The sequence below is a fragment of the Lysobacter sp. P5_B9 genome, from assembly GCF_054049835.1.
Genome location: NZ_JBFULP010000001.1, coordinates 165,793 through 192,399 on the forward strand (window position 1 = coordinate 165,793; position 26,607 = coordinate 192,399).

The window sequence follows — 26,607 nt, forward strand, 5'->3', positions numbered from 1 at the left end:
CCCCTCCCCAGATGGCGAAACCATAGCGCTCCTCGTTCGCATGAAACCGGCGCAAGACCGCGGAAAAGGACGAATGGCCATCTAGGGCCGGTGAGTGGGCAAGCGTTGCAGCGGGCAGGGAGGGAGTTCGTCCTCGCCAAGGGCATTACCGCGTAGCTGTTAAAGTCGGAGCCCCCTGTACGGGGCCTGCGAGGGACTTGACGTGAACGCGGTTGCCAATGACACCACCATCGACCCGGGCATCGACGAGCGCATCGTCGCCTCGCTGCTGGAGAAAGGCCGCCTGAAGGATGCCGACCTCGTGCGCGCGCGGCGCCTGCAGGAAGAAGCCGGCGGCAGCCTGCTGTCGCTGCTGTCGCGGCTGGGCCTGGTCTCGGAGCGCGATCATGCCGAAACCGTGGCCGGCGTCCTCGAACTGCCACTGGTCAGCGCCAAGGACGCGCCGGAGCTGCCGCCGGAAGGCGTCGTGCTCACGAGCAAGTTCATGAAGCAGTTCCACGTCTGCCCGGTGGCCGAAACCGAGCGCAGCGTGGACGTGCTGATGGCCGATCCGCAGGACACCTACCTGCTCGATGCCGTGCGCCTGGCGACCCAGCGCGAGGTGCGGCCGCTGGTGGCACTGCGTTCGGAGATCGACGACCTGGTGGAGCGCTGGCATGGCCAGGGCCGCAGCGCGATGGGCGCGATCGTCGAAACCGCGGAAGGCGAGGGCGCCGGCGACCTCGAAGACGTCGAGCACCTGCGCGACCTCGCGTCGGAAGCGCCGGTCATCCGCCTGGTCAACCTGGTCATCCAGCGCGCGGTCGAACTACGCGCGTCGGACATCCACATCGAACCGTTCGAGAACCGGCTGAAGGTGCGGTATCGCATCGACGGCGTGCTCGAGGAAGGCGAGTCGCCGCCGGCCAACCTCACGGCCGCGGTGATCTCGCGCGTCAAGATCATGGCCAAGCTCAACATCGCCGAGCGCCGCCTGCCGCAGGACGGCCGCATCATGCTGCGCGTGCAGGGCAAGGAGCTCGACCTGCGCGTGAGCACCATGCCGACCTCGCATGGCGAATCGGTGGTGATGCGCTTGCTGGACCGCGAAACCGTCGTCTTCGACTTCAAGAAGCTCGGCTTCACCGACCATTTCCTGCCGCAGTTCCAGCACGTGCTGGACCAGCCGCACGGCATCCTGCTGGTCACCGGCCCGACCGGTTCGGGCAAGACGACCACGCTGTACACCGCGCTGTCCAAGCTCAACACGCCCGACGTCAAGATCATCACCGTCGAAGATCCGGTCGAGTACCAGATCGAAGGCATCAACCAGATCCAGGCCAAGCCGCAGATCGGCCTCGATTTCGCCCATGCATTGCGGTCCATCGTCCGCCAGGACCCGGACATCATCATGATCGGCGAAATGCGTGACCTGGAAACCGCGCGCATTGCGATCCAGTCCGCGCTCACCGGCCACCTGGTGCTGTCCACGCTGCACACCAACAATGCCGCGGGCGGCATTACCCGCCTGCTCGACATGGGTGTCGAGGATTACCTGCTCACCTCCACGATCAACGGCATCCTCGCGCAACGGCTGGTTCGCCGCCTGGAACCGACGCACGCCGAACGCTACCCGGCTTCGCCCGAGGAGATCGAGAAGTTCGGCCTGCGCCGCTACCAGCCCGAAGGCACGATCCACCTGTATCACCCGCGCGGTTCCGCGATCGCACCGACCGGTTACCTGGGGCGCACCACGATCCTGGAATTCCTCGTCATGAACGACGAATTGCGTCGCGCGGTGATGCGCCACGCCGGCATGGGCGAAATCGAACAGCTCGCGCGCCAGTCCGGCATGCGCACCATGTACGAGGACGGCATCGTCAAGGCGTTGGCGGGCGAGACCACGATCGAGGAAGTACTGCGCGTGACCGAGGACGCCTGATCGCATGCCTCTCTACCACTACCAGGCGCTGAACTCCCGCGGTGAGCTGCTCGACGGCCAGATGGAAGCCGCGAGCAATGCCGAGGTGATCGCGCGCCTGCAGGAGCAGGGGCACCTGCCGGTCGAGGCCAAGCTCGCCAGCGAGGCGCGCGGGGCGTCGATCTGGAAAGGGTTGTTCAAGCCCAAGCCGTTCGCCGGGGCGCGGCTGGTGCAGTTCACCCAGCAGCTGGCCACGCTGCTCGGCGCCGGGCAGCCGCTGGATCGTGCGCTGAGCATCCTGCTGGAGCTGCCGGAAGACGAAGTCGCCAAGCGCACCATTTCCGACATCCGCGATGCGGTGCGTGGTGGCAGTTCCTTGTCGACCGCACTCGATCGGCAGCATGGCGCCTTCTCGCGCCTGTACGTCAACATGGTCCGCGCGGGTGAGGCGGGCGGCAGCCTGCACGAGACACTGACGCGCCTGGCCGAGTACCTCGAGCGCTCGCGTGAGATGCAGGGCCGGATCGTCAATGCGCTGATCTATCCGGCGATCCTGATGACGATGGTGGGCCTGAGTCTGTTGTTCCTGCTTGGCTATGTCGTGCCGCAGTTCGCGCAGATGTATGAAAGCCTCGATGCCGAGCTGCCCCTGTTCACCAAGATCGTGCTCGGCATCGGCCTGTTCGTGCGCGACTGGTGGTTCCTGCTGCTGGCGATTCCCGCCGCCGGGATATGGTGGTTCGACCGCAAACGCCGCGATCCCGCATTCAGGGAGAAGTTCGATGCCTGGCTGCTGAAGCGCCGCTTCGCCGGCGCCCTGGTGGCCAAGGTCGAAACGGCCCGCCTCGCGCGCACGCTGGGCACGCTGGTGCGCAACGGCGTGCCCTTGCTGACCGCGCTGGGCATCGGCCGCAATGTGTTGGGGAACCGCGTGCTGGCCGCGGATGTCGAAACTGCTGCGGACGAGGTGAAGAACGGCATCGCCCTGTCCACGGCGTTGGCGCGTGGCAAGCGCTTCCCGCGGCTGGCCCTGCAGATGATTTCGGTGGGCGAGGAATCCGGTGCGCTCGATGTAATGCTGGTAAAGACCGCCGAGACCTTCGAGCAGGAAACCGCGCTGAGCCTGGACCGCATGCTCGCGGCGCTGGTGCCGGTGGTCACCGTGGTGCTGGCGGCGGTCATCGGCATCGTAGTGATGTCGGTGCTGCTGCCGCTGTACGACCTGACCAATGCGATCGGGTGAGGCGATGCGTTTGCGAACCACTGGTTCGCGCATCGCCGAAGCCGGACCATCCGAAGATCGCGGTGTTGCGCCATGGACGGCACTGGATATATCTGTAGTGGATGTCATGGAAAGCGGCGAACCTCCAGACAACCACGGCAAGCTCCACCACCATCCAAGATCCATGACCAGCAAGATCCATAACCAGCCGCGGGCCCGGCTCCCAGACACCTTCATTCCTGGAATCCACCATGCGTAACCTGCGTTCCCAACCCCGACTCGCCACCGCCGCCAGGCAGCGCGGCATGAGCCTGATCGAAATCATCATCGTGATCGTGCTGATCGGCGCAGTGCTGACCTTCGTCGGCAGCCGCGTGATCGGTGGCAAGGACCGCGGCGATTACAACCTTGGCAAATCGGCGGTGCAGACCCTCGCCGGCAAGATCGAATCCTTCCGCATGGATACCGGCCGCCTGCCGAACTCGCTCGATGAGCTGGTCACGGCGCCCGGTGATGCCAGCGGCTGGCTCGGTCCGTATGCGAAGGCCACGGAGCTGAAGGACCCGTTCGGCCATCCGTACGAATACCGCGTGCCCGGCGAGAATGGCGACTTCGACCTGGTCTTCCTTGGCAAGGACGGCAAGCCGGGCGGCACCAGTACCGACGCCGACTTCAAGTTCGAGTAACCCACGCGCTCCGGTGCAGAGGCGACACATGCAGCGCAAGGCCCGCGGCGTCTCATTGCTGGAAATGCTGCTGGTGATCGCGCTGCTGGCAGCCATCAGCGTGCTGGCCGCGGGCGCGATGAGCGGCGGCTTCACCGGCATGCAGTTGCGCAGTGAAGCCAAGCAGATCACGGCGCAATTGCGCTTCACGCGTACCCGCGCCATCGCGACCGGCGTGCCGCAACGGTTCACCATCGATCCGCAGGCGCGTACCTGGTCGGCACCGGACAACCGCCACGGCGAGATCCCGAAGAAGCTGGGCATCAGTTTCACCGGTGCCCGCGAGGTGCAGCCACAGCGTGGCGAGGGCGCGATCGTGTTCTTTCCCGATGGCGCGTCGACCGGCGGCCGCGTGCAGCTGAGCGCGAAGAAGTCCGCGATGAACATCGACGTGACCTGGCTCACCGGCGAGGTGCGCCTGCGGCGCGGCGAGGTTTCGCGATGAGTTTCGCTCCCGGCCATCGCCAGCGCGGCTACACGCTGATCGAAGTCATCGTCGCCTTCGCGCTGCTGGCGGCGGCGCTGACGCTGCTGCTGGGCACGCTGTCCGGCGCGGCGCAACAGGTACGTGGCGCCGCGGATGCCGGGCGCGCCGCGCTGCACGCCCAGTCGCTGATGGCGCAGTTGGGCGTGGGCGAGGCGCTCAAGCCCGGCACCACCAACGGCGAACTCGAGGACGGGCGATACCGCTGGTCGGTGGACATCCAGCGCTGGCAGGATCCCGCGCAATCGGCGGATGCGTTGCGCGCTCCGGGTGCGCCGCAGTTGGTCGAGGTGCGCCTGGGCATCGAGTGGGGCGACGGTGGCCCCCGCCAGCGCCTGCTGCTGCGTACGCTCCGGCTGCTGCCGCCGAGCGCCGAGGCGAGTCTGTGACCATGCGCGGCGCACGCGGCTTCACCCTGATCGAGGTGCTGATTGCGACCGTCCTGCTGGCCGCGGGACTCACCCTGGCCTTCGCCACGATTGGCGCGGCTACCCGGACCACGCAGCGCGGCGAGGGCATGGCCTCACGCAGTGAACGCATGCGCGCGGTGGAAGGCTTCCTGCGCCGGCGGCTCGAAGCCGCGCGCGCGGTGCCGTTCAACGTGGATGCGGAGACCGGCGCACCCCAGCGCTTCATCGGCGGGCCGGATCGCATGCGCTTCGTCGCCGACCTGCCGGATTACCTCGGCCGCGGCGGCCCCTACCTGCATGATTTCGTGATCGAACAAGGAAGCGGGGAGGCCGGCGCGCGCATCACGCTGGCGCTCACGATGGTGCTGGCAGGCAAGACCATCGAGGAAGACGATGCACGCGCGCCGGAAGTGCTGGTCGAAGGCCTGGAGTCCGCACGCTTCCGCTACCGCACGTACGCGCCTGAAGGCGGACTGGGCGGTTGGGTGGAACGATGGGACAACGCCGATCAGTTGCCGCTGATGGTGGAAGTCACCCTGACCGACCAGAAGGGCGAAGCATGGCCGCCACTGGTCGTGGCCTTGCCGCTCGCAGCGATGACCACGGCGAGTTCGATCGTGCCGGTGGCCCAATGACGGGCGTGGCCATGAAAACGCTGTCCAGCTACCAGCGCGGCGTAGCGCTGCTGCTGGTGATGTGGCTGGTGGCGCTGCTCGCCGCGCTGGTCGGGGCGTTCACGCTGATCGCGCGTACCGAGCACCTGCAGGGCCGCGTGCTGGTACGCGGCCTGGTGGCGGAGAACGCGGCCCGGGCCGGCATCGAATACGCGATGACCCGCGTCGCCGCACCCGATCCGCGGCAGCGCTGGCTGCCAGATGGCCGTCCGCACCGCTGGCACTACGATGATGCCGAGGTCGTGGTGGAGATCGTCGACGAGAACGGCAAGATCGACCTCAACCAGGCCGATCTCACCCTGTTGACCGAATTCATCCGCCACCTTGGCGTCGAGCAGCAGCAGGCGACGCAGCTTGCTGCGGCGATCATCGACTGGCGCGACCCCGACAGCCTCAGCCAGCCCATTGGTGGCGGCGAGGACGACGACTATGCGGCCGCAGGACTACCCTACGGCGCCAAGGATGCCGAGTTCGAAAGCGTTGCCGAGCTCGAACAGGTACTCGGCATGACGACCAAGCTGTACGCGAAGATGGCCCCGCACCTGACCGTGTTCAGTGGCCGTGGCCGTCCGGATCCAGCGTTTGCCTCAGCCGAGGTACTCGATGCGATGGGGATGGACGGCGCCGACGTGGTGGCACGGCGCGAGGGATGGAATCCCGCGTCCGGCCTGCCGGCGCCGACACTGCCCGATGGCGGTTCGCTCGTGGGTGGCAGTAGCGGCACGTATAGTATTGAGAGCCGTGCGGTTCTGGCCGATCGTCGCCAGGCGGTGTTGCGGGCGGTGGTGCGCGCGGGTGGGGCGATGCCCGGCGCAGCCTATACGCCATTGCGTTGGCAGGCAGGGGATTGATGGCCTGCTGTTTCCAGCAGTCATTTGAGGGAGGAGCTTCGCCGGGATGAGCACACCTGCCGCAGGTCGGTTGCAGGACCGCCTAGGTCGTTTCGGCGCCCGGCTGAGCGGTTCCACGCTCAGGATCGGCACCGGCGGCTTCGTCTCATGGTGGGGAAAGGCACTGGCCTCCTGGCTGCCGCCGCGCGTGCGCCAGGTGCTGGGCATGGATCGCGGCCGCCTGTTGCTGGTCGTGGAAGGCGAGGCGTTGCGCCTGCGCCTGCAGCGTGGCGCCGAGATCCGCGACCTCGGCAATGTGCCGCGGCTGGACGGCTTCGAGGCCCCCCGGGATCCCCTGGCGAGCGTGCTCGGGTCGCGACTTTCCGACCTTCCGCGCTGGCTGCTGCTGCCCGCCGGCAGTGCGCTGCGGCGACGCCTGCCCTTGCCGGCGGCCGCGGCGAACCGCCTGCGCGATGTGGTCGGCTTCGAGATCGAGCGGCAGACGCCCTTCGCGCTCGACGCCGTTGCCTACGACGCCCGCGTGATCGCGCGGCGCGAAGGCGAGGGCCCCATCGATGCCGAACTGATTGCAGTGCCGCGCGCGGCACTCGATCCGCAGCTGGCCGCGTTGGGACCCGTCGCGCCGGCCCTGGCCGGCATCGATGTCGCCGGTCCCGATGGCGTGCCGCTGCAGGTCAACCTGCTGCCGCTGTCGCAGCGACAGAACATTCGCGACCCGTGGCAGACCTGGAACCTGGCCTTCGCCGCGGTGGCAGTAATCGCCGCCGGCCTGGCGCTGTGGCAGGTGCTGGAAAATCGCCGTGCCGCCGCGGACGCATTCGATGCCGAGGTGGAGCGCGAAGCGGTCCCCGCCCGTCGTGCCGCTGCCCAGCAGCAGGAACTCGTCAACCTGATCGAGGGACAGGCCTTCCTGCAGCGCACACGGGCAGCACGCCCTACCGCCGTGGAAGTCATGGACGAACTCAGCCGTCGCCTGCCTGATGGCAGTTACCTGGAAAAACTCGCCATCGAAGACGACCGTCTCACGCTGATAGGACTCAGCAACGAGGCGCCGGCATTGATCGGCCGCCTGCAGGACTCGAAGCTCTGGCATTCGCCCGCACTGGCCGGCGCGCTGCAGACCGACCCGGTCACGCACAAGGATCGTTTCACCCTCACCGCCGAACTCGGTCCCGCCAACACCAGCAAGGAGGCACCAAGTGCAGCCGGTGAATGACCGCGATCGCTGGCTGGCACTCGGCCTGCTCGCCGCCGCGCTGGCGCTGGCGTATGCCGTGCTGATCCATCCCTGGTTCACCGTGCCGATGCGCGAGGTCGACGACCGCATCGAGGGCGCGCGCGAGCGCGAACTGCGCCTGCGCATGCAGATGAAGCAGGCGCCGCAGGTCCAGCAGCGCCTGCAACAGGCGCGTACGCAGCTCGCACGCACGCCCGGCTTCCTGCCCGAGCGCAGCCCCGAACTTGCGACCGCCGCGCTGGTGCAGCGGCTGGAAGCCGTGGTGTCGCAGGCCAGTCCCGGCCGCCGCGCCTGCGAGATCACCAACCGCTCGCCGCTGCAGGAACCCTCGCGCGAAAAATATGCGCGCGTGACCGTGCAGGTACGCCTGCGCTGCGGCACGCCCGAACTGGCCAGCGTGCTGCATTCGTTGGAAGGCGGCTCGCCACGGGTGTTCGTCAACAACCTCAACGTCCTTGGCCAGCGTGTGTTCTTCAACCCGGGCCAGAACGGGATGCAGGGCGGACTGGACATCAGTTTCGACCTGTACGGCTACCTGCCGCCGGGATCGGTGCCCGTTGCAAGGCAACCTGGCGGCGCGGCTGCGCGCACGGGGGGCGGCGATGCGTTTTGACAGTGCCAGTCCGCGCACTTGGCTGCTCGCGGCGATCGCGGCATGGGCCGTCGCGTCCCTGTTGCTGGCGCTGTTCGGCATGGGCGCGCGCATCGCGAAGCTGCCCGAGGATTCCGCGCTGGTGCGCGCGTTGCCGGTCTTGCCGAAAGCCTCGCCGGAACGCCTGGGCGCCCTTGTGCAGTACGGCGAAATCATCAATCGGCCGCTGTTCGCCGATGACCGCCGCCCCCACGCGTTCTCGCTGCAGCCACAGGGCGGCGAGGACCAGGCCAAGGCGTTCGACTACGTGCTCACCAGCGTGATGATCACGCCGACCTTCAAGATGGCGATCATCCAGCCGCCCGACGGCAGGAGCGCACCGCTGCGCATCAAGCTGGGCGAAGCGCACGAATCGTTGCCGAACTGGCGCCTGCAATCACTGGACGCCCGCGCCGCCGTGTTCGTGGGTCCCGAGGGCGAGCGACGGCTTGAGCTGCGCGTCTTCAACGGCGTGGGCGGCGAAGCGCCCACGGCGATGACCAAGCCGGACAATGCGCGGCCCGAAGGCCAGTCTGCCGCGCCGCAGGGGCCGGCCACGGCTGAAACTCCGGGACCGCAGGGTCCCGCGGTCGTCGCGTCGCCTGCGCCTGCCACGCCAACCGCCACCACGCCCAACCAGTCGGCGGCGACGGAACAGTCGCAGATGGAAGCCATCCGCAAGCGCATCGAAGCGCGCCGTGCTCAACTGCGGCAGGAAGCCCTGCAGCAGCAACAACAGAAACCGCCGGTCAAATAGAGTGCCCGCATGAATCGTCTCCCGCATTCCTCGCTCTGGTCCGGCCAATCCCTGATCGCTACCGCGGTCGCGCTCGCCTTGACCGCATGCACGGCGACACCGGTGGCCAACATCCGCCGCGACGCCGACCCGCGCACGCTGCACATCCAGGCGGGCGGCGCACCCGCCGCGAGCACGACCACGCCAGCGACCGGCGACACCGTAGTCAGCGGCGCGCAGCCATTGCCCGCGGATCAAGCCACGCCACGTCCGCAGATCCGCCGTGGCAGCGGCCAGGTCATCAATCGCGAAGCCGCCGCCGCCGCGCCACCCGCGTTGCCGGCCACCGGTGGCGGCGCAACCTTCAACTTCGAGGGCGAATCGCTGCAAGCGGTGGTCAAGGCCATCCTGGGCGACATGCTCGGGCAGAACTACGTGATCGCCCCGGGGGTCCAGGGCACGGTCACGCTGGGCACGCCCAAGCCGGTCAGTCCGGCCGAAGCGCTGAACCTGCTGGAAATGGTGCTGGGCTGGAACAACGCCCGCCTGATCTACAGCGGCGGCCGCTACAACATCGTCGCCGCCGACCAGGCACTCGCCAGTGGCGCCGTCGCGCCGCGCACGGGTTCGGCAGCGCTCGCACGGGGTTATGAAGTGCGCACCATCCCGCTGCGCTACATCTCCGCCACCGAGATGGAGAAGGTGCTCAAGCCGTACGCGCGTCCCAATGCCGTGGTCAACGTCGACAACGCACGCAACATCATCAGCGTGGCGGGCACGCGCACCGAACTCGAGAACTACCTGCGCACGATCGAGATCTTCGACGTCGACTGGCTTTCGGGGATGTCGGTCGGCGTATTCCCGCTGGGCACGGGCCAGGCAAGCAAGGTCGTTGCCGATCTCGAAAAGGTGTTCGGCGAGAACAGCAAGTCGCCCGTCGCCGGCATGTTCCGCTTCATGCCGCTGGAGGGAGCCAACGCGGTACTGGTGATCACTTCGCAGCCCAACTACCTCGACGACATCAAGCAGTGGCTCGATCGCATCGATAGCGCCGCTGGCGGTGTTCAGCTCTATTCGTACGAGCTCAAGTACATAAAGGCCAAGGATCTCGCCGATCGCCTGTCGGAGGTGTTCGGTCACGGCACCAGCAGTTCCACCAATGGCAACGGTTCGCCGTCGCTCATGCCGGGCCTGCAGTCGGTGGAGCTCAACGACAACGGCGATACCAGCGGCAGCACCGCGCAGATGACCGGCGGGAACGGCGGGAACTACACCGACACCGGGACCGGAACCACCGGAGGCCTTGGTGAAGGCATGGCGCTCAATCCGAGCAACACCAACGGCAATGGCGCGGTCACGCTCGAGGTCGAAGGCGCCAAGGTCGGCGTGTCCGCGGTCGAAGAGACCAATTCGTTGCTGGTGCGGTCCAACCCGGCCGCCTGGAAGTCGATCCGCGACGTGATCGAGCGCCTCGACGTGATGCCGCTGCAGGTGCAGATCGAGGCGCAGGTAGTCGAGGTCCAGCTGACCGGAGACCTCAAGTACGGCGTCAACTGGTTCTTCGAGCAGGCGGTCAATGCCCCGACGAGCGCCGGCGGCGCCGGCCTGCCGAGCGCGCTCGGCAGGGACATCTGGGGCGATATCGCCGGCAGCGTGACCGACAGTGGCGTGTCCTGGACCTTCCTCGGCAAGAACGCCGCCGCGATCATCAACGCGCTGGATTCGGTCACCGACCTGACGCTGCTGCAGACGCCGTCCGTGATCGTGCGCAACAACGCCGAGGCCACGCTCAACGTTGGCACGCGCATTCCGATCGAATCGGTGACGGTCAATTCGGGCACCGGCAACACCACTTCGTACGGGCAGGTGCAGTACCTCGATACCGGCGTGATCCTCAAGGTGCGTCCGCGCGTGAGCAAGGACGGCATGGTGTTCCTCGACCTGGTGCAGGAAGTCAGCTCGCCGGGGGCGCTGCCTGCGCGTTGCAACAGCGTCAACGCGCTCAACACCTCGCCGTGCAACCCGCCAGTCAACACGCGCAAGCTCAAGACCGAAGCCGCGGTGCAGAGCGGCGATACGGTGATGCTGGCTGGCCTGATCAGCGATACCACCTCGCGCGGTTCCACCGGGTTCCCGGGGCTGAGCCGGATCCCGATCATCGGCGGCCTGTTCGGCACCCAGACGTCGCGCAACGAGCGCAACGAGGTAGTGGTGCTGCTGACCCCGAGCATCATCCGCAATCCGCAGGAAGCACGCGACCTCACCGACGAATACGGCTCCCGCTTCCGCGCCCTTGAGCCGCTGCATCGCCAGCCGGGGCGGTAATCGCGGGGCATGCCAGCCACTCCGGACGTGCTCCCCATCGTGGTCGTGCCGGTAGGTGTCGACGACGAAGCGCTCGACGCCTGCCTCGCCGCGCTTGCGGCCAACACGCCGCCGGCAACGCGCGTGTGGCTGGCGGACGACGCGCAGGCCGGCCCGCGCGGCCAGGCCATCATCGAACGCTGGATCGCAGGCAGCAGGTTGCAGGCGCACTACACGCGCCGCCACCGCAGCGTGGGGGAAGTCGCGCACCTCGAGGAGGTATTCGGTGCCTGCGGCGATGCCGACGTCGCGGTGCTCGCCTGCGACGCCATGCCGCTGCCGGGCTGGCTCACGCGCCTGTCTGCCTGCCTGCGGGCCGATGCCGCGGTCGCGTCGGCGACGCCGTGGAGCAATGCCGGCGAAACCGCGTCGTTTCCGCGAATCGGCGAGGTCAACGAAGCGCCTGCCGATCCCGAGCGGCTCGCTCGCGCCGCGGCTGCCATGCCGGGGGCATCCCCTGAACTGCCGACCGCGCTGAGTCATGCCGTGCTCCTGCGCGGCAGCGCGCGCCGCCGCGCCGGCGGCCTCGACGCCTCCAGCTACGGCTCCTGGTACGCGGCATTGATCGATCTGTCGCTGCGCCTCTCCGGGCTCGGCTGGCGCAACGTGCTGTGCGAGACCGCGGTGGTCGCGCGTCGCAGCGAAGGGGTTCCGCGCGACGGCGACCTCGATGCGATCGCCGCGCGCTGGCCCGCATGGCATGCGCGCGTCGCCCATTTCCTGATGCAGGACCCGTTGCGCGAGCCGCGCGGCCAGCTGGAAAGCCTGCTTGCCAGCATCGGTCCGCCGGACGTGCAGGGCGACCTGTTCGCATGAGATCCATACCGAGTTGCGCATGACCCCCGTCGACATCACCGACATCGCCGACATCGCCGCCATCGTCGTCAGTTACCGCAGTGCCGAAACCATCGACGACTGCCTGCTGCGCCTGCGCGGCACCGAGGGCGTGGGCGCGATCCGCGTGATCGACAACGGCTCGGACGACGGCACGATGGAAATCGTGCAGCGCCATGCCACCCGCGACACGCGCGTGCATTTCATCGCCAATCCCGACAACCCGGGGTTCGCCGTGGCCTGCAACCAGGGTGCGGCGGACCTGCCGCGGTCCAATGGCGTGCACTGGCTGGCCTTCGTCAATCCCGATTGCCTGGTCGAGGCGGACACGCTCGCGCGCCTGCGCACCCATGCGGTCGCCAGCAATCGCGAGGTGGTGCTGGGCGCGGACCTGGTGGATGAGGTCGGCGTGCGCGATGTCGCCGCGCGTCGACGCGATCCGGATTTCGGTTCGATGCTGGCCTCCCTGGTCGGGTCCACGGCGGCCGCTGGCACGCAACTGGGCGTTGCCGTCGACGAAACGCGGACCCTGCAGGCGGTGGACGCGGTGTCGGGGGCGTTGATGCTGGTCTCGCGCGATCTGTTCGAACGGCTCGGCGGTTTCGATGCCGGCTACCGCCTGCATGCCGAAGACCTGGACCTGTGCCGTCGCGCGCGCCAGGCCAATGCCATGGTCGCGGTCGCCAACGACGTGCGCATCGTGCACATCCGCGGCGTGTCTTCCCGCTCGCGCCCGCTGTTCGTGGAATGGCACAAGCATCGCGGCCTGTGGCGCTATTTCCGCAGGTTCGAAGCGCCGCGGCGCGGCGCGCTCACGCGCCTGGCGGTATTCGCGGCGATCTGGTTGCGCTTTCCATTCGCCACGATGAAGGCGTGGCTGCGCGGTTGAATCCGTAGCGCCGGGCCTGCGCCTTCGCGCGCGCTGCCACCGGATCAGCGAAAGCGATTGATTTCGTCGCGCAGCGCTTTCGCCGCATTGGCGGCGGCCGTGGCGAAATCGGCGCCGTTCGACGCGTACAGGACCGCCCGCGACGAGCTGACGACCAGGCCGGTGCCGTCGGCGGTCTTCGCATTCGTCACCACTGCTTCGACATCGCCACCCTGTGCGCCGACGCCGGGGACGAGGAACGGCACGTCGGCACCGGTAATCGCGCGGACTTCGCGCAACTGCTGCGGCCAGGTCGCGCCGACGACGAGCGCGCAGTTGCCGTGGCCGTTCCATTCGCGGGCCACCTTCTCGGCGACGTGCTGGTAGAGCGGCCGGCCTCCGATCTCCAGATCCTGCAGGTCGCCGGCGCCGGGATTCGATGTGCGGCACAGGATCACCACGCCACGGTCGGCGCGGTCGAGGAACGGCTGCACCGAGTCGCGGCCGAGATAGGGATTCGCCGTCACCGCATCCGCGCCGTAGCGATCGAAGGCTTCGGTCGCATAGTGCTGCGCCGTGCTGCCGATGTCGCCGCGCTTGCTGTCGAGGATCACCGGGGTGCCCGGATGCGCTGCATGGATGTGCGCGATCAACCGCTGCAGTGCGTCTTCGGCGCCAAGCGCGGCGAAGTGCGCGATCTGCGGCTTGAAGCTGCACACGTAGGGTGCGGTGGCATCGACGATGGCGCGGCAGAAGTTGAACACCGCGTCCGGGTCGCCCGTGAACTGCGCGGGAAACTTCGCCGGCTCGGGGTCGAGGCCGACGCAGACCAGCGAATCGGCCTGTTCCCAGCGGGTACGCAACGCCTGCATGAAACTCATCGTCGATCCTTGTTCAGAACACGGTTCATAACGCTGTTCAAAACGCTGTTCAAAAACGCGCGGGAGGCCGTCAGTACGGTTGGCCGTCCTTGTGGAAGTAACGGAACTGGCCGTCGATGCGACGAAGGGCCAGGTCGTCGTCGGCATAGACGACGCTGTCCTCGCCGTGGCGACTACCGATCTCGACGTAGACCACGTCGGTCGCGCCGTGGTTGACCAGCTGGTGCGCGTCGCCGCTGCCGGCGGCGAAGCCGGCGCACATGCCCGGTTGCAGCAGGGTCTCGCCCTTGTCGGTCACCAGCGTGGGCGTGCCCTCGAGGATGTAGACGAATTCATCCTCGTGCGAATGCGCGTGGCGCATCGACGAACAGGCGCCCGGTGGCAGGCGGGTCAGGTTGACGCCGAACGCGGTCAGCCCGAAGGCATCGCCAAGCACGCGCTTGGCGCGCCCGGCGACCCGTGACGCGAACGGCTCGGGATAACCCGAACCGATGCGTGGTGCCACCGACTCGGCGGAGAGGGCGACGGGTTTGTCCGCGCCGCTCATGGCTTACTTCAGTGCCTTGAAGCGCAGGCGGTGCGGCGCAGCGCCTTCCGCGCCCATGCGGCGCTTCTTGTCTTCCTCGTACTCGCGATAGTTGCCCTGGAAGAACTCCACGTGCGAGTCGCCTTCGAAGGCGAGGATGTGGGTGGCGATGCGGTCCAGGAACCAGCGGTCGTGCGAGATGACGAAGGTGTTGCCCGGGAATTCGAGCAGCGCGTCTTCGAGCGCGCGCAGGGTTTCGATGTCGAGGTCGTTGGACGGTTCGTCGAGCAGCAGCACGTTGCCGCCCTGGAGCAGGGTCTTGGCCATGTGCAGGCGGCCGCGTTCACCACCGGACAGCGTACCGACCATCTTCTGCTGGTCCTGGCCCTTGAAGTTGAAGCGGCCGATGTAGGCGCGCGACTGGATCTCGATGCCATTGATGTTGAGGATGTCGAGGCCGCCGGAGACTTCCTGGAACACGTTGTGGTTGCCGGTCAGCGCATCGCGGCTCTGGTCGACGTAGGCGAGCTTCACGGTCTGCCCGGATTCGATCGTTCCCGAATCCGGCTTCTCCTTGCCGATGATCATCTTGAACAGGGTCGACTTGCCGGCGCCGTTGGGGCCGATGATGCCGACGATGGCGCCCGCGGGCACGCTGAAGCTGAGGTCGTCGATCAGCAGGCGGTCGCCGAACTTCTTGCTGACGTTCTTGAACTCGATGACCTTGTTGCCCAGGCGCTCGCCCGGCGGAATGAAGATCTCATTGGTTTCCTGGCGACGCTGGTAGTCGACCGACTGCAGTTCCTCGATGCGCGCGAGGCGGGCCTTGCCCTTGGAGCGGCCGCCCTTGGCGTTCTGGCGCGCCCATTCGAGTTCCTTGTGGATCGCCTTCTGGCGCGCCTTTTCCTGGCCTTCTTCCTGCTTCAGGCGCTCGTCCTTCTGCACCAGCCAGTCGGTGTAGTTGCCCTTCCACGGAATGCCGCGGCCGCGGTCGAGCTCGAGGATCCACTCGGCGGCGTTGTCGAGGAAGTAGCGATCGTGGGTGACGGCCACCACGGTGCCGGTGTAGCGCGCGAGGAACTGCTCCAGCCATTCGACCGATTCGGCGTCGAGGTGGTTGGTCGGTTCGTCGAGCAGCAGCATGTCCGGCTTCTGCAGCAGCAGCTGGCACAGCGCGACGCGGCGCTTCTCGCCACCGGACAGGTTGCCAATCACGGCCTCCCACGGCGGCAGGCGCAGCGCGTCGGCGGCGACTTCGAGCTGGTTTTCCAGGGTGTGCGCGTCGCCGGCGGCGAGGATGGCTTCCAGGCGCTGCTGTTCGGCGGCGAGCTTGTCGAAGTCGGCGCCTTCTTCCGCATAGGCGGCGTACACCGCGTCCAGGGCGGCCTGTGCATTGATGATTTCACCCAGGCCCACTTCGACTGCCTGGCGCACGGTGTGGGCCGGGTCGAGCTGCGGTTCCTGCGCCAGGTAACCGACCTTGATCCCGGCCTGCGGGCGCGCTTCGCCAACGAAATCGGTGTCGACGCCGGCCATGATCTTCAGCACCGTGGACTTGCCGGCGCCGTTGAGGCCGAGCAGGCCGATCTTCGCGCCCGGGAAGAAGGACAGCGAGATGTCCTTGATGATCTGGCGCTTCGGCGGCACGACCTTGCTGACGCCGTTCATGGTGTAGATGTATTGCATCGGGGCTCTCGTTCGAACGGCGCCCATTGGAGGGGCGCCGCGGGGGCAGGCGGCGGCGACCTGCGCAGGGCAGGGCCGGGGAGAATCGGGATCGGGGAATTATAGCGGGCCGGACCGGCCGCTTCGCCCTTGGGAGGCGACCGGCCGGGTAAACTTGCCGCCTCTTCCCCTCCTACCACCCCGCCGGAGAGCCGATGTTCCCGCGTGACGCCCGTATCGAAGGTTTCGACCCCGAACTCGCCCAGGCCATTGCCAACGAGAACCGCCGCCAGGAAGACCACGTCGAGCTCATCGCGTCGGAGAACTACGCCAGCCCGCGCGTGATGGAGGCGCAGGGCAGCCAGCTCACCAACAAGTACGCCGAGGGCTATCCGGGCAAGCGCTACTACGGCGGCTGCGAATACGTCGACATCGCCGAGCAGCTGGCGATCGACCGCTGCAAGCAGCTGTTCGGCGCGGGCTCCACGGAAGGGATGTACGCCAACGTGCAGCCGCATTCGGGCTCGCAGGCCAACCAGGCCGTGTATTTCGCGTTGCTGAATCCGGGCGACACCATCCTCGGCATGTCGCTCGCGCATGGCGGCCACCTGACCCACGGCGCCAAGGTCAACATCTCCGGGAAACTCTTCAACGCCGTCCAGTACGGCGTCAACGAGCAGGGCCTGATCGACTACGACGAAGTCGAGCGCCTCGCCGTCGAGCACAAGCCGAAGATGGTCGTCGCCGGTTTCTCCGCCTACTCGCAGGTCATCGACTGGGCGCGCTTCCGCGCCATCGCCGACAAGGTCGGCGCGTACCTGTTCGTGGACATGGCCCACGTCGCCGGCCTGATTGCCGCCGGCGTGTACCCGAACCCGGTGCCGCACGCCCACGTCGTCACCTCGACCACGCACAAGACCCTGCGCGGCCCGCGCGGCGGCATCATCGTGGCCAAGGCCGACGCCGAGATCGAGAAGAAGCTGCAGTCGATCGTGTTCCCCGGCATCCAGGGCGGTCCGCTGATGCACGTGATCGCCGCCAAGGCGGTCGCGTTCAAGGAAGCGCTGGAGCCCGAATTCACCGCCTACCAGCAGCAGGTGGTGAAGAACGCGCAGGCGATGGCCAAGACGATCATTGCCCGCGGCTACAAGATCGTCTCCGGCGGTACGGAAAATCACCTGATGCTGGTCGACATGATCGGCAAGGGCATCACCGGCAAGGACGCGGAAGCCGCGCTCGGCCGCGCCCACATCACGGTGAACAAGAACGCGGTGCCCAACGATCCGCAGAAGCCGTTCGTCACTTCCGGCCTGCGCATCGGTACCCCGGCGGTCACCACGCGCGGATACAAGGAAGCCGACTGCGTCGCGCTGGCCAACTGGATCTGCGACGTGCTCGACCACCCGAACGACGACAAGGTCATCGCCGGGGTGCGCGAGAACGTGACCAAGCAGTGCAAGCAGTTCCCCGTCTACGGTTGAACTGACGACACCGGAAAGGAGATCGCCACCCGATGCACTGTCCTTTCTGCCAGCACCTCGACACCCGCGTGATCGATTCACGCGTGTCCGACGACGGCGCCACCATCCGCCGTCGTCGCGTCTGCGAAGCCTGCGGCGAGCGTTTCAGCACGCTGGAAACCATCGAGCTGAAGTTGCCGCTGATCATCAAGAGCGACGGCCGCCGCGAGGCGTTCGATGCGCGCAAGCTGCGCTCCGGTTTCGACCGCGCGCTGCAGAAACGGCCGGTATCGGAGGAACAGATCGAGGCCGCCGTGCGCGCCGTGGTCCACCACCTGCGCATGACCGCCGAGCGCGAACTGGATTCGCGCCGGGTCGGTGAATACGTGATGGCGGAACTGCGCAAGCTCGACCACGTGGCTTATGTGCGCTTCGCCTCGGTGTATCGCGCCTTCGAGGACGTCGCCGATTTCCGCGAGGTGCTCGACCGCCTCGAACACGACAACGCCACCGAAGGCCAGCTGGCGCTCATCGAAGACGAACCGCCGCCGACCAAGAGCCGCAAGCGGTGAACCCGCTGCGCGCCTGGCTTCTCCTCTGTGCACTGCTGGTGCCGTGGGTAGTGCAGGCGCAGAGCGCGAAAGCGCAGCAGGAGCCCGCGGCGGTCGTGGCCAGTGAGCCCGCCCTGTCGGGGCACTACTACCTGCAGGGCGTGATGGAGACCGGCTCCGAGCTGATGCTGGGCGAGGATGGGCAGTTCCAGTGGTATTTCAGCTATGGCGCGCTGGATCTGCTCGCCAAGGGCCGCTGGCATCGCGAAGGCGATCGGGTCGTGCTGGTGCCGGATGATTTCCGTTCGCCGCCCGACTATTCGCAACTGGCGTTCAAGCGCATGCAGTTGCGCGTCGACGGCAAGGACCTCGTGCCCGCATGGCCGTGGGAAGACGGCGCCGAGCGCGGCCGCTACGTCGCCGAATAGACAAACGAGAGACAGGCATGTTCAGTTCCACCGATCATCTGATGATGGCCCGCGCGCTGCGGCTCGCCGAACGCGGCGCCTATACCACCCGGCCCAATCCCATGGTCGGCTGCGTGATCACGCAAGGCGATGAAGTGGTCGGCGAGGGCTTCCATGCCAGGGCCGGCGAGCCGCATGCGGAAGTCCTGGCGCTGCAGGCGGCGGGCGAGCGGGCCAAGGGCGCGACCGTCTACGTCACGCTCGAGCCCTGTGCGCATGTCGGCAAGACGGGGCCCTGCGCCAATGCGCTGGTCGCCGCGGGCGTGGCGCGCGTGGTCGCGGCGATGCGCGATCCGTTCCCGCAGGTCGACGGCGAGGGATTCAAGACGCTGGAAGCCGCGGGCATCGCGGTGGAAAGCGGTCTGATGGAGGCGCAGGCACGCACGCTCAATCGCGGCTGGCTGTCGCGCATCGAGCGCGGCCGGCCGTGGCTGCGGGTGAAACTTGCGACCAGCCTGGATGGCCGCAGCGCGCTCGCCAGCGGCGAATCGAAATGGATCAGCGGCGAGGCTTCGCGCCAGGACGTGCAGCGCTGGCGTGCGCGGGCGGGCGCGATCCTCACCGGCGCCGGCACCGTGCTGATCGACGACCCCAGCCTCACGGTGCGACTCGACGACGGTGCCGCCGTCGTCCCGCCGCTGCGCGTGGTGCTGGACCCGGGGTTGGCGACGATCACCCGCGGCCGCGTGCGCGAGGGCGATGCGCCCACCTTGTACATACACGCGCCAGACGCGAAGCCGCCGCGCGGCATCGACGCCCAGACCGCGGCAGCCCCCGTGCACGAAGGCCGCTTCGACCTCGAGGCCGTCCTCAAACTGCTGGCGGCGCGCGAGATCAACGAAGTGCAGATCGAAGCCGGTGCGACACTGGCCGGTGCCTTCCTCGCCGAGGGTCTGGTCGACGAGATCCTGCTGTACGTCGCTCCCGTGCTCCTGGGCGATCGCGCGCGGCCGTTGTTCGACGGCCTGCATATCGACGAGATGACCCAGCGCCTGAACCTGTCGATCGTGGAATCGCGCCGCATCGGCAACGACGTGCGCCTGCTGTTGCGTCCCGAGCCGGCAGACGCGGGCACGGCGTGACCGCGTCGGGCTTCAAGGACCACTTCTCCGGCGTCGCCGACGCGTACGCGGCATCGCGCCCGGAATATGCCGACGAACTGTTCGACCTCATCGCCGCACGCGTTCCGCGCGAGGCGAGGGTGTGGGAACCCGGCTGCGGCAGCGGCCAGGCCACGCGTGGGCTGGCGATGCGCTTCGCCCATGTGCATGCGACCGATCCGAGTGCGCAGCAGATCGCCCAGCATTGGGCGCACTCGGGCGCGGCCAACGTCAGCGTTGCCGTCGAACCCGGCGAGCGCACGGCATTGGCTGACGCGAGCGTGCAGCTGGTCGCGGTCGCGCAGGCGTTGCACTGGTTCGATCGCGACGCGTTCTTTGTCGAATGCGACCGCGTGCTCGCACCCGGCGGCCTGCTGGCGGCGTGGGGTTATGGCGACTTCATCGCGCCCGAGGGGATGGTCGAGGCGGTGGAGGATTTCCGCGCCCTGATCGATCCGTACTGGCCGCCCGAGCGCGTGCTGGTCGACACGCACTACGCCGGCTTCGCCTGGCCGTTCCCCGCCTTGCCCGCGCCGTCCCTGTGGCTGGAAGCGGAGTGGGCCCTGCCGCATTTCCTGCGTTATCTCTCGAGCATGTCGGCGACGGCGCGATGCCGTGCCGATACCGGCGCAGATCCGGTGGCGCGGCATGCGCCCGCGCTGGCCGCGGCCTGGGGCGAAGCCGAGGAGCTGCGCACGATCCGCTGGCCGCTGTTCCTGCACCTGCGCAGGAAGCCGTAAGGCCGGTCGCGAATCCGCTTCGGACCTGGATTCCACAGGGGCCCCCGACGCAGCGTTCCAATTCCGGCACCCATCGCGGCCGGAGCCCGGAAACCCGGGTGATAGAATGCGCCGCCGGTCCGCCGGCACCACAACTCGTAACGTCTTCAGGGCGGGGTGCAATTCCCCACCGGCGGTAGGTGCGACGGTCCCACGGATCGCACGCACGAGCCCGCGAGCGCCTCCAGTGCACCGGAGGGTCAGCAGATCCGGTCCGATGCCGGAGCCGACGGTCACAGTCCGGATGAAAGAAGACGGCTACCGCATGGCGCCAAGCCGTGCGTGTGCCTCATGCCTTGGGGACGCTTTTCGCCAGCTGGTTCGCCAGCTACCTGCGGGAAACGTTCACATGTCCCAGTTCCAGATCCATGCGTCCCGGTTCGACGACCCCGCCGCCTCCGTCCCGGAGGTGCGCTGATGTTCACCGGCATCATCGAAGGCGTCGGCCGGATAGCGGTCCTCGAGGCGCGTGGCGGCGATGTCCGCCTGCGCGTCGAAGTGGGGACGCTGCCCTTCGACGCCGTGCAACTAGGCGAAAGCATCGCCGTCAATGGCGTGTGCCTCACCGTGGTCGAATTCGATGCCGTTTCGTTCGCGGCCGATGCCTCGAACGAGACGCTGTCGCTCACCACCCTGGGCACGCTGCAGGTCGGCGCGCCGGTCAATCTCGAACGCGCGATGCGTCCGACCGACCGCCTCGGCGGCCATCTGGTCAGCGGCCACGTCGATGGCGTCGGCCGCGTGCTGGCAATAGTCGAAGACGCCCGCGCGCAGCGCTGGCGCTTCGCCGCACCCGCGGCGCTGCTGCGCTACGTCGCGAAGAAGGGCTCGATCTGCGTCGACGGCGTCAGCCTCACCGTCAATGAAGTCGACGCGGACGGGTTCGAGGTCGCGTTGATCCCGCACACCGTTTCCCACACCGCCTTCGCGCAGACGCGCGTCGGCGATGCGGTCAATCTCGAGATTGATCTGGTCGCGCGTTACGTCGAGCGATTGCTGGCAGGTCGTAGCGACAACAACTGAACAACCACTTCGTCATCCCGGCGTACGCCGGGAACCAGCCTTTGGCCTCAACGTGCAAGGGCAACCGCTGGACCCGGCGTGCGCCGGGGTGACGAGCAAGAAATGACGCCGAGGTAGCAAACCATGTCCTTTTCCCCCATCCCCGAACTGCTCGAAGAAATCCGCGCCGGCCGCATGGTCGTGATCGTCGACGACGAGGACCGCGAGAACGAAGGCGACCTGATCATGGCGGCCGAACTGGTGCGCCCGCAGGACATCAACTTCATGGTCACGCACGCGCGCGGCCTGGTGTGCCTGTCGCTCACCCGCGAGCGCTGCAAGCAGCTGGGCCTGCCGCCGATGGTTCGCGACAACACCTCGCCGCACCACACCAACTTCACCGTCTCGATCGAGGCGGCCGAGGGCGTCACCACCGGCATTTCCGCCTACGACCGCGCGCACACCGTGCGCACCGCGGTGCGTCCCGACGCGGGCGCCGCCGACCTGAGCCAGCCCGGCCACATCTTCCCGCTGATGGCGCAGCCTGGCGGTGTGCTCAACCGCGCCGGGCATACCGAGGCCGCGAGCGATCTCGCCCTGCTCGCGGGCATGGAGCCGGCGGGCGTGCTGGTGGAGATCCTCAATCCCGACGGCTCGATGGCACGCCGGCCGCAGCTGGAAGCGTTCGCCCGCGAGCACGGCCTGAAGATGGGCTCGATCGAGGACCTGATCCGCTACCGCCTCGCCACCGAGCACACGATCGAGCGCGTCGACGAACGCGACATCGACACCGAGCACGGCGGCTTCCGCCTGGTGAGCTATCGCGACCGCCTCAGCCACGGCCTGCACTTCGCGCTGGTGCGCGGCGACGTCGACGCGGCAACGCCGACGCTGGTGCGTGTGCACGTGCAGAACCCGCTGGCCGACGCTTTGCACTGGCGCCGCGCCGATTTCGGCCCCGCCGTGGGCGACGTGCTCGCCGCGATCGCGCGCGAAGGCCGCGGTGCGCTGGTGCTGCTGGGTGACCATGCCGATGCCGACGCACTGCTCGCCCGCGTCCGTGCGCATCCTGAAGCGGCTTCCCATGAGGAGCCGGCGCAACGCCCCAGCCGCGGCCACGCACTGGCGGAGTGGCGACGCAACGGCGCCGGCGCGCAGATCCTGGCCGACCTGGGCCTGGGCAAGCTGCGCGTGCTGGGCACGCCGCGCCGGCAGGTCGGCCTCGCCGGTTTCGGCCTGGAGGTGGTCGAGTACGTCGAACCGCCGCACTGAACGGCCGCGGGACCGCCGACGGCCCCGGCCCCCACGACGCGGTAAACTGCGCCCCCCTTCGAGACCCCCGCCCATGCCCCATTACGAAGGCGATATGCGCGCCGCCCCCGGCGCCCGCTTCGCGATCATCGCCAGCCGCTGGAATCCGCGCATCACCGATGCGCTGGTCGCCGGTGCGCGCCGCACCTTCGCCGACCATGGCGTCGCCGAGGATGCGGTGGACGTGATCCGCGTGCCGGGCGCGTGGGAGCTGCCGCTGGCCGCCGCGAGCCTGGCGCGCAAGGGCTCGCATGCCGCGATCGTGGCCCTGGGTTGCGTGGTGCGCGGCGATACCCGCCACTACGAGCAGGTCGCCGATGGCTGTTCCGACGGCCTGATGCGCGTCGCCCTCGACCATGGCATTCCGGTGGCCAACGGCGTGCTCGCCGTCGACCGCTTCCAGGATGCCGAGGCCCGTGCCGGTGGCAGCCACGGCAACAAGGGCGAGGAGGCCGCACTGGTGGTCCTGGAAATGGCGCAACTGCTGGAGCAACTCGCATGAACCGTCGCCGTTCCGATGGCATCGATCCCGTTGCGCGCTCGCGCTCGCGCCGTCGCGCGCTGCAGGCCGTGTACGCCTGGCAGATGTCCGGTGCCAGCGCGCGCGAGGTGATCGCACAGTTCGCCCACGAACAGGCGCACGAAGTCGCCGACCTGGAGTATTTCGAGGACCTCGTGCTCGGCGTCGACAAGCATTGCGAGGAGCTGGACGTCGCCCTCGCGCCGTTCCTCGATCGCGACATCGAGCAGGTCGATCCGATCGAACGCGCCGTGCTGCGCATCGCCGCGTACGAACTGCGCGAACGCCGCGACGTGCCGTATCGCGTGGTGATCAACGAGGCGATCGAAACCGTGAAGCGCTTCGGCTCCGAGCACGGCCACACCTACGTCAACGGCGTGCTCGACCATGCCGCCGTGGCGTGGCGTCCGGTGGAAGTGCAGGCCGCGCGGCCGCGCTGACGACGCAGCCGGTGGCGCGCTGGAGCGCATCGTGACCGAACGATCCCGAGTCGCCGCCGAGTTCGACCTGATCGAGCGCATCCGCCGCCGTGCCGCGGTCCGCGACGATGTGGTCCTCGGCATCGGCGACGATGCCGCCATCGTGCAGGTGCCTGCCGGCAAACAGCTGGTTATCGCGGCGGATACCCTCAACCGCGGCATCCACTTTCCCGACAACACAGCGCCGGCCGATATCGGCTGGAAGGCGCTGGCGGTGAACCTGTCCGATCTCGCCGCCATGGGCGCCGAACCCGCCTGGTGCACGCTGTCGTTGTCGCTGCCGGCGGGCGACATGGAGTGGGTGGACGCGTTCCTGGATGGATTCCTCGAACTCGCCACGCGGCATCGGATCGCGTTGATCGGAGGCGATACCACGCGCGGACCGTTGTCGGTCAGCGTCACCGTGCATGGCTTCGTCGCACCGGGACGCGCCCTGCGCCGCGGCGGCGCCTGCGTCGGCGACGATGTCTGGGTGACGGGAACGCTCGGCGAAGCGGCGGCCGCATTGCTGCAGTGGCGCGGTGGCGCGGTGGTCGATCCGGCCCTGCGCGCGCGCCTCGACCGTCCCACGCCGCGCGTAGCCGTGGGCATGCGCCTCGGCGCCGTCGCGCATGCGTGCATCGACATCTCGGATGGATTGCTCGCGGACCTGCAGCATATCTGTGCCGCCAGCGAAGTGGGCGGCGAGGTCGAACTGGAATCCTTGCCGGCTTCGCCGCAGCTCATTGCCGCGTTCGACATGCAACGCCGGCTGGCGGCGCAGGCCACGGGCGGCGACGACTACGAACTGTGTTTCACCGCGCCGCCGGCGATGCGTTATGCCGTCGAGGACATCGCGATCGAAACGCGCACGCCGATCATGCGCATCGGCCGCATCGTCGCCGGGCGCGGCGTCCGCGCGCTGCGCGCCGATGGCAGCGAGTGGTCGGCGCCGGCTGCGGGATTCGTCCACTTCGCCTGAGGCGGACGAAGCGCGGTCGCGCTACTGATTCGCGCTACTGCTTCGCGCCCTTGCCGTCGTCGCACTTGTCGCCGAACAGGCGGCCCAGGCGGCCTTCCTTGCATGCTTCCACGGGCGCCGTGACCGGAACGGGCGGTCGCGCCGCCGCCTCGCGTTCGGCACGCAGCCTGGCCAGCTGCGCGCGGATCTGCGGCATGACCGCCAACGCGGCGCGCTCGCCCTCGAGGATCGCGTTGTTGCGTTGCTCGAAGTCGGCCGGACCGATGTCGCTGACGCCCGGACGGATGATCACATTGGCGCGCGCCAATTCCTGCTGGCCGAGTTTCTGGCCCATGATCGTGATCGACTGGTTCACCGTGCCGAGAAGGCTGCCGGGATTCTTGCCGCTGGCCTTGGTGGAGATGTCCACGGCGATGACGAAGTCGGCGCCGAGTTGGCGCGCCGCGTCGACCGGGACCGGGCTGACCACGCCGCCATCGACATAATGCTTCTGGCCGATCACGACGGGTTCGAACACGCCGGGAATGCTGCTGGACGCGCGCACCGCCTGGCCGGTGTTGCCGCGCACGAACACAGTGCGCTCGCCCGTTTCCAGCTGCGTCGACACCGCGGCGAAGGGTTTCTTCATGCGCTCGATCGGGCGCCCGCCGACCAGCTGGTTGACGTAGTCCTGCAGCTTCTGTCCCTTCACCACGCCGCCGGAGAACAGGCTGACGTCGCGGATCTGCGTTTCGTCGAGGCCGAACGCCGTCTTCTGCATCTGGAACGCATCCATGCCGCTGGCGTAGAGCGCGCCGACCACGCTGCCCGCGCTGGTGCCGGACACGACATCGATATGGATACCGTTGGCTTCGATCATCTTGATCACGCCGATGTGGGCGAAGCCCTTGGCCGCGCCGCCGCCGAGCGCGATGCCGACGCGGATCGGTTTCACCGGCGCCGGGATGGGCTTGGGCGCCACGGGTTCGGGCGGGGGCAGGGTGTCACCGCCGCTGGCGCAGGCGGCCAGCAGGAGAGTCAGCGAAAAGGTAGCGAGGGAGGACAGCAGTCGGACGCGGGTGGGCATGGCAACGGGCAGGAACGCGAGGCGCGCAGGATAGCGTCGGCGTGGCGGTATTTCGCGTACCTAGGTCGCATCGGTCAGCAGGGAGTGTGCCTGGCGTGCGCGGGCGGCCGGCCTTGGCGAACCGTGCCCGGCCTCATCATTCCAGATAGCGCCGCAGCCACGGGGCCGGCCGCAAGGGCCGATACCACTTCGAGCCGATCCCGATGATCGCTTCGTCGGGCTTGGGGCGCCCGTGGAAGACCAGCACCTTGGCCCCGTCCGGCAACTGCGGCTCTTGCCACAGTCCCAGCGGCAGCGGCCGCACGCAGTCGTGCTTGAAGCTGGCGCACCAGCCTGGGGGCCAGTACTGCAGGACTCCCTGGCGGCGCATGTAATCCGAAACGAACTCCTGTTCGTCGCGGAAATCCTCGCGGATGCGCGCGCCCCGCTGCAGCAGTTCCGCGATCAGTCCCTGGTGGGCGCCGGCATGGAAACGGATCACGGATGAGTTGCCGCTGAAACGATGGCGGTAACGCAGTGGCTTGTAGTCCTTGATGATCAGGAATTCGCCGGGCCAATCGAAGAAGGGTTCCAGTCGCTGCACGACGGCGATGTCGAGATCGAGGTACAGGACGGGCCCTTCGAGCAGCGCGGCCAGCTCCGTTCCGAACAGGCCGAGCTTGCGCCAGCCCCGATCGTGGCGGTCCCCGACCACCGGTACGGCAGGCAGGGGATGGCATTCCACTTCGGGATCGATACCGCGCGCGTCGTCGGTGAAGCACAGCATGCGCAGGTCGCCTTCGAGGTGGCTGCGCACCCTGCGGTACAGGCGGTTGACGTCATCCGCGGCGAACTTGTCGCCCCATTTCATGCAAACGACCCGGTGGATCGACATTGCCTTTCATTTCCCAGGTCCAGTGCATT

The 26,607-nt window shown here is 68.0% G+C and carries 28 protein-coding genes and 1 riboswitch; of the genes, 23 read left to right on the top strand and 5 right to left on the bottom strand.

Going from position 1 to position 26,607, the window contains the following annotated elements:
• Positions 1-202 precede the first annotated feature (202 nt).
• The 13 genes from gspE to ACXJJ9_RS00810 all read left to right on the top strand — a co-directional run bounded on the left by gspE (position 203) and on the right by ACXJJ9_RS00810 (position 12,957).
• A complete protein-coding gene (gene gspE / locus ACXJJ9_RS00750) occupies positions 203-1,921 on the top strand; it encodes a type II secretion system ATPase GspE (RefSeq protein WP_457095393.1) in 1,719 nt (572 codons plus the stop codon).
• 4 nt (positions 1,922-1,925) lie between these two features.
• Positions 1,926-3,143 carry a type II secretion system protein XpsF gene (gene xpsF / locus ACXJJ9_RS00755; protein WP_457095394.1) on the top strand — a complete coding sequence of 406 codons (1,218 nt, stop codon included), beginning with the start codon at positions 1,926-1,928 and terminating at the stop codon, positions 3,141-3,143.
• Between the two features lie 230 nt (positions 3,144-3,373).
• A complete protein-coding gene (locus ACXJJ9_RS00760; protein ID WP_457095395.1) occupies positions 3,374-3,808 on the top strand; it encodes a type II secretion system protein GspG in 435 nt (144 codons plus the stop codon).
• A 28-nt stretch (positions 3,809-3,836) separates the two neighbouring features.
• The gene (gene xpsH / locus ACXJJ9_RS00765) at positions 3,837-4,292 is read left to right on the top strand and encodes a type II secretion system protein XpsH (protein WP_457095396.1); all 456 of its coding nucleotides are present in this window, start codon (positions 3,837-3,839) and stop codon (positions 4,290-4,292) included.
• Positions 4,289-4,720 (top strand): type II secretion system protein XpsI, encoded by a 432-nt coding sequence (gene xpsI / locus ACXJJ9_RS00770; protein ID WP_457095397.1) that lies wholly within the window; start codon positions 4,289-4,291, stop codon positions 4,718-4,720. The genes xpsH and xpsI overlap by 4 nt, the downstream gene beginning before the upstream one ends.
• Before the next feature lie 2 nt (positions 4,721-4,722).
• On the top strand, positions 4,723-5,376 hold the full coding sequence (locus ACXJJ9_RS00775; protein WP_457095398.1) for a prepilin-type N-terminal cleavage/methylation domain-containing protein: 654 nt from the start codon (positions 4,723-4,725) through the stop codon (positions 5,374-5,376).
• Between the two features lie 11 nt (positions 5,377-5,387).
• Positions 5,388-6,266: a general secretion pathway protein GspK gene (locus tag ACXJJ9_RS00780; RefSeq protein ID WP_457095399.1), complete on the top strand. Its 879-nt coding sequence runs from the start codon at positions 5,388-5,390 to the stop codon at positions 6,264-6,266.
• A 46-nt stretch (positions 6,267-6,312) separates the two neighbouring features.
• Entirely contained in the window at positions 6,313-7,482 is a 1,170-nt protein-coding gene (locus ACXJJ9_RS00785) for a PilN domain-containing protein (protein ID WP_457095400.1), read from the top strand.
• Complete coding sequence (gene gspM / locus ACXJJ9_RS00790; RefSeq protein ID WP_457095401.1) at positions 7,466-8,116, top strand: type II secretion system protein GspM; 651 nt, start codon at positions 7,466-7,468, stop codon at positions 8,114-8,116. The genes ACXJJ9_RS00785 and gspM overlap by 17 nt, the downstream gene beginning before the upstream one ends.
• Positions 8,106-8,891 carry a type II secretion system protein XpsN gene (locus tag ACXJJ9_RS00795; protein ID WP_457095402.1) on the top strand — a complete coding sequence of 262 codons (786 nt, stop codon included), beginning with the start codon at positions 8,106-8,108 and terminating at the stop codon, positions 8,889-8,891. Before gspM ends, ACXJJ9_RS00795 begins: the two co-directional genes overlap by 11 nt.
• A gap of 9 nt (positions 8,892-8,900) precedes the next feature.
• Complete coding sequence (gene gspD, locus ACXJJ9_RS00800; protein ID WP_457095403.1) at positions 8,901-11,195, top strand: type II secretion system secretin GspD; 2,295 nt, start codon at positions 8,901-8,903, stop codon at positions 11,193-11,195.
• 9 nt (positions 11,196-11,204) lie between these two features.
• Complete coding sequence (locus ACXJJ9_RS00805) at positions 11,205-12,050, top strand: glycosyltransferase (protein ID WP_457095404.1); 846 nt, start codon at positions 11,205-11,207, stop codon at positions 12,048-12,050.
• Between the two features lie 19 nt (positions 12,051-12,069).
• The gene (locus tag ACXJJ9_RS00810; protein WP_457095405.1) at positions 12,070-12,957 is read left to right on the top strand and encodes a glycosyltransferase family 2 protein; all 888 of its coding nucleotides are present in this window, start codon (positions 12,070-12,072) and stop codon (positions 12,955-12,957) included.
• 44 nt (positions 12,958-13,001) lie between these two features.
• On the opposite strand, the gene pyrF is transcribed toward ACXJJ9_RS00810, so the two are convergent.
• The 3 genes from pyrF to ettA all read right to left on the bottom strand — a co-directional run bounded on the left by pyrF (position 13,002) and on the right by ettA (position 16,029).
• On the bottom strand, positions 13,002-13,817 hold the full coding sequence (pyrF, locus tag ACXJJ9_RS00815; RefSeq protein WP_457095406.1) for an orotidine-5'-phosphate decarboxylase: 816 nt from the start codon (positions 13,815-13,817) through the stop codon (positions 13,002-13,004).
• A 70-nt stretch (positions 13,818-13,887) separates the two neighbouring features.
• Complete coding sequence (locus ACXJJ9_RS00820; protein ID WP_457095407.1) at positions 13,888-14,364, bottom strand: cupin domain-containing protein; 477 nt, start codon at positions 14,362-14,364, stop codon at positions 13,888-13,890.
• 3 nt (positions 14,365-14,367) lie between these two features.
• Complete coding sequence (gene ettA, locus ACXJJ9_RS00825) at positions 14,368-16,029, bottom strand: energy-dependent translational throttle protein EttA (protein WP_457095408.1); 1,662 nt, start codon at positions 16,027-16,029, stop codon at positions 14,368-14,370.
• Positions 16,030-16,223: 194 nt separating this feature from the next.
• On the opposite strand from ettA, the gene glyA reads away from it, so the two are divergent.
• The 10 genes from glyA (at position 16,224) to thiL (ending at position 24,638) form a co-directional block, all read left to right on the top strand.
• Positions 16,224-17,489 (top strand): serine hydroxymethyltransferase, encoded by a 1,266-nt coding sequence (gene glyA / locus ACXJJ9_RS00830; protein ID WP_457095409.1) that lies wholly within the window; start codon positions 16,224-16,226, stop codon positions 17,487-17,489.
• Between the two features lie 32 nt (positions 17,490-17,521).
• On the top strand, positions 17,522-18,040 hold the full coding sequence (gene nrdR, locus ACXJJ9_RS00835; RefSeq protein ID WP_457095410.1) for a transcriptional regulator NrdR: 519 nt from the start codon (positions 17,522-17,524) through the stop codon (positions 18,038-18,040).
• Positions 18,037-18,447 carry a hypothetical protein gene (locus ACXJJ9_RS00840; protein WP_457095411.1) on the top strand — a complete coding sequence of 137 codons (411 nt, stop codon included), beginning with the start codon at positions 18,037-18,039 and terminating at the stop codon, positions 18,445-18,447. The genes nrdR and ACXJJ9_RS00840 overlap by 4 nt, the downstream gene beginning before the upstream one ends.
• 17 nt (positions 18,448-18,464) lie before the next feature.
• A complete protein-coding gene (gene ribD, locus ACXJJ9_RS00845; protein WP_457095412.1) occupies positions 18,465-19,568 on the top strand; it encodes a bifunctional diaminohydroxyphosphoribosylaminopyrimidine deaminase/5-amino-6-(5-phosphoribosylamino)uracil reductase RibD in 1,104 nt (367 codons plus the stop codon).
• A complete protein-coding gene (locus ACXJJ9_RS00850) occupies positions 19,565-20,326 on the top strand; it encodes a class I SAM-dependent methyltransferase (protein ID WP_457095413.1) in 762 nt (253 codons plus the stop codon). The genes ribD and ACXJJ9_RS00850 overlap by 4 nt, the downstream gene beginning before the upstream one ends.
• A gap of 138 nt (positions 20,327-20,464) precedes the next feature.
• Positions 20,465-20,625, top strand: a riboswitch (FMN riboswitch).
• Positions 20,626-20,782: 157 nt separating this feature from the next.
• The gene (locus tag ACXJJ9_RS00855; protein WP_457095414.1) at positions 20,783-21,388 is read left to right on the top strand and encodes a riboflavin synthase; all 606 of its coding nucleotides are present in this window, start codon (positions 20,783-20,785) and stop codon (positions 21,386-21,388) included.
• A gap of 123 nt (positions 21,389-21,511) precedes the next feature.
• A complete protein-coding gene (gene ribB / locus ACXJJ9_RS00860; RefSeq protein WP_310050773.1) occupies positions 21,512-22,639 on the top strand; it encodes a 3,4-dihydroxy-2-butanone-4-phosphate synthase in 1,128 nt (375 codons plus the stop codon).
• A gap of 73 nt (positions 22,640-22,712) precedes the next feature.
• On the top strand, positions 22,713-23,180 hold the full coding sequence (gene ribH, locus ACXJJ9_RS00865) for a 6,7-dimethyl-8-ribityllumazine synthase (RefSeq protein ID WP_457095415.1): 468 nt from the start codon (positions 22,713-22,715) through the stop codon (positions 23,178-23,180).
• The gene (gene nusB / locus ACXJJ9_RS00870) at positions 23,177-23,638 is read left to right on the top strand and encodes a transcription antitermination factor NusB (protein ID WP_310050777.1); all 462 of its coding nucleotides are present in this window, start codon (positions 23,177-23,179) and stop codon (positions 23,636-23,638) included. The genes ribH and nusB overlap by 4 nt, the downstream gene beginning before the upstream one ends.
• A 31-nt stretch (positions 23,639-23,669) precedes the next feature.
• Positions 23,670-24,638, top strand: coding sequence for a thiamine-phosphate kinase (gene thiL, locus ACXJJ9_RS00875; protein ID WP_457095416.1), 969 nt, complete (start codon positions 23,670-23,672; stop codon positions 24,636-24,638).
• A 34-nt stretch (positions 24,639-24,672) separates the two neighbouring features.
• On the opposite strand, the gene ACXJJ9_RS00880 is transcribed toward thiL, so the two are convergent.
• The gene (locus ACXJJ9_RS00880) at positions 24,673-25,704 is read right to left on the bottom strand and encodes a patatin-like phospholipase family protein (RefSeq protein WP_457095417.1); all 1,032 of its coding nucleotides are present in this window, start codon (positions 25,702-25,704) and stop codon (positions 24,673-24,675) included.
• Between the two features lie 136 nt (positions 25,705-25,840).
• Positions 25,841-26,578 carry a hypothetical protein gene (locus tag ACXJJ9_RS00885; protein WP_457095418.1) on the bottom strand — a complete coding sequence of 246 codons (738 nt, stop codon included), beginning with the start codon at positions 26,576-26,578 and terminating at the stop codon, positions 25,841-25,843.
• Between the last annotated feature and the right edge of the window lie 29 nt (positions 26,579-26,607).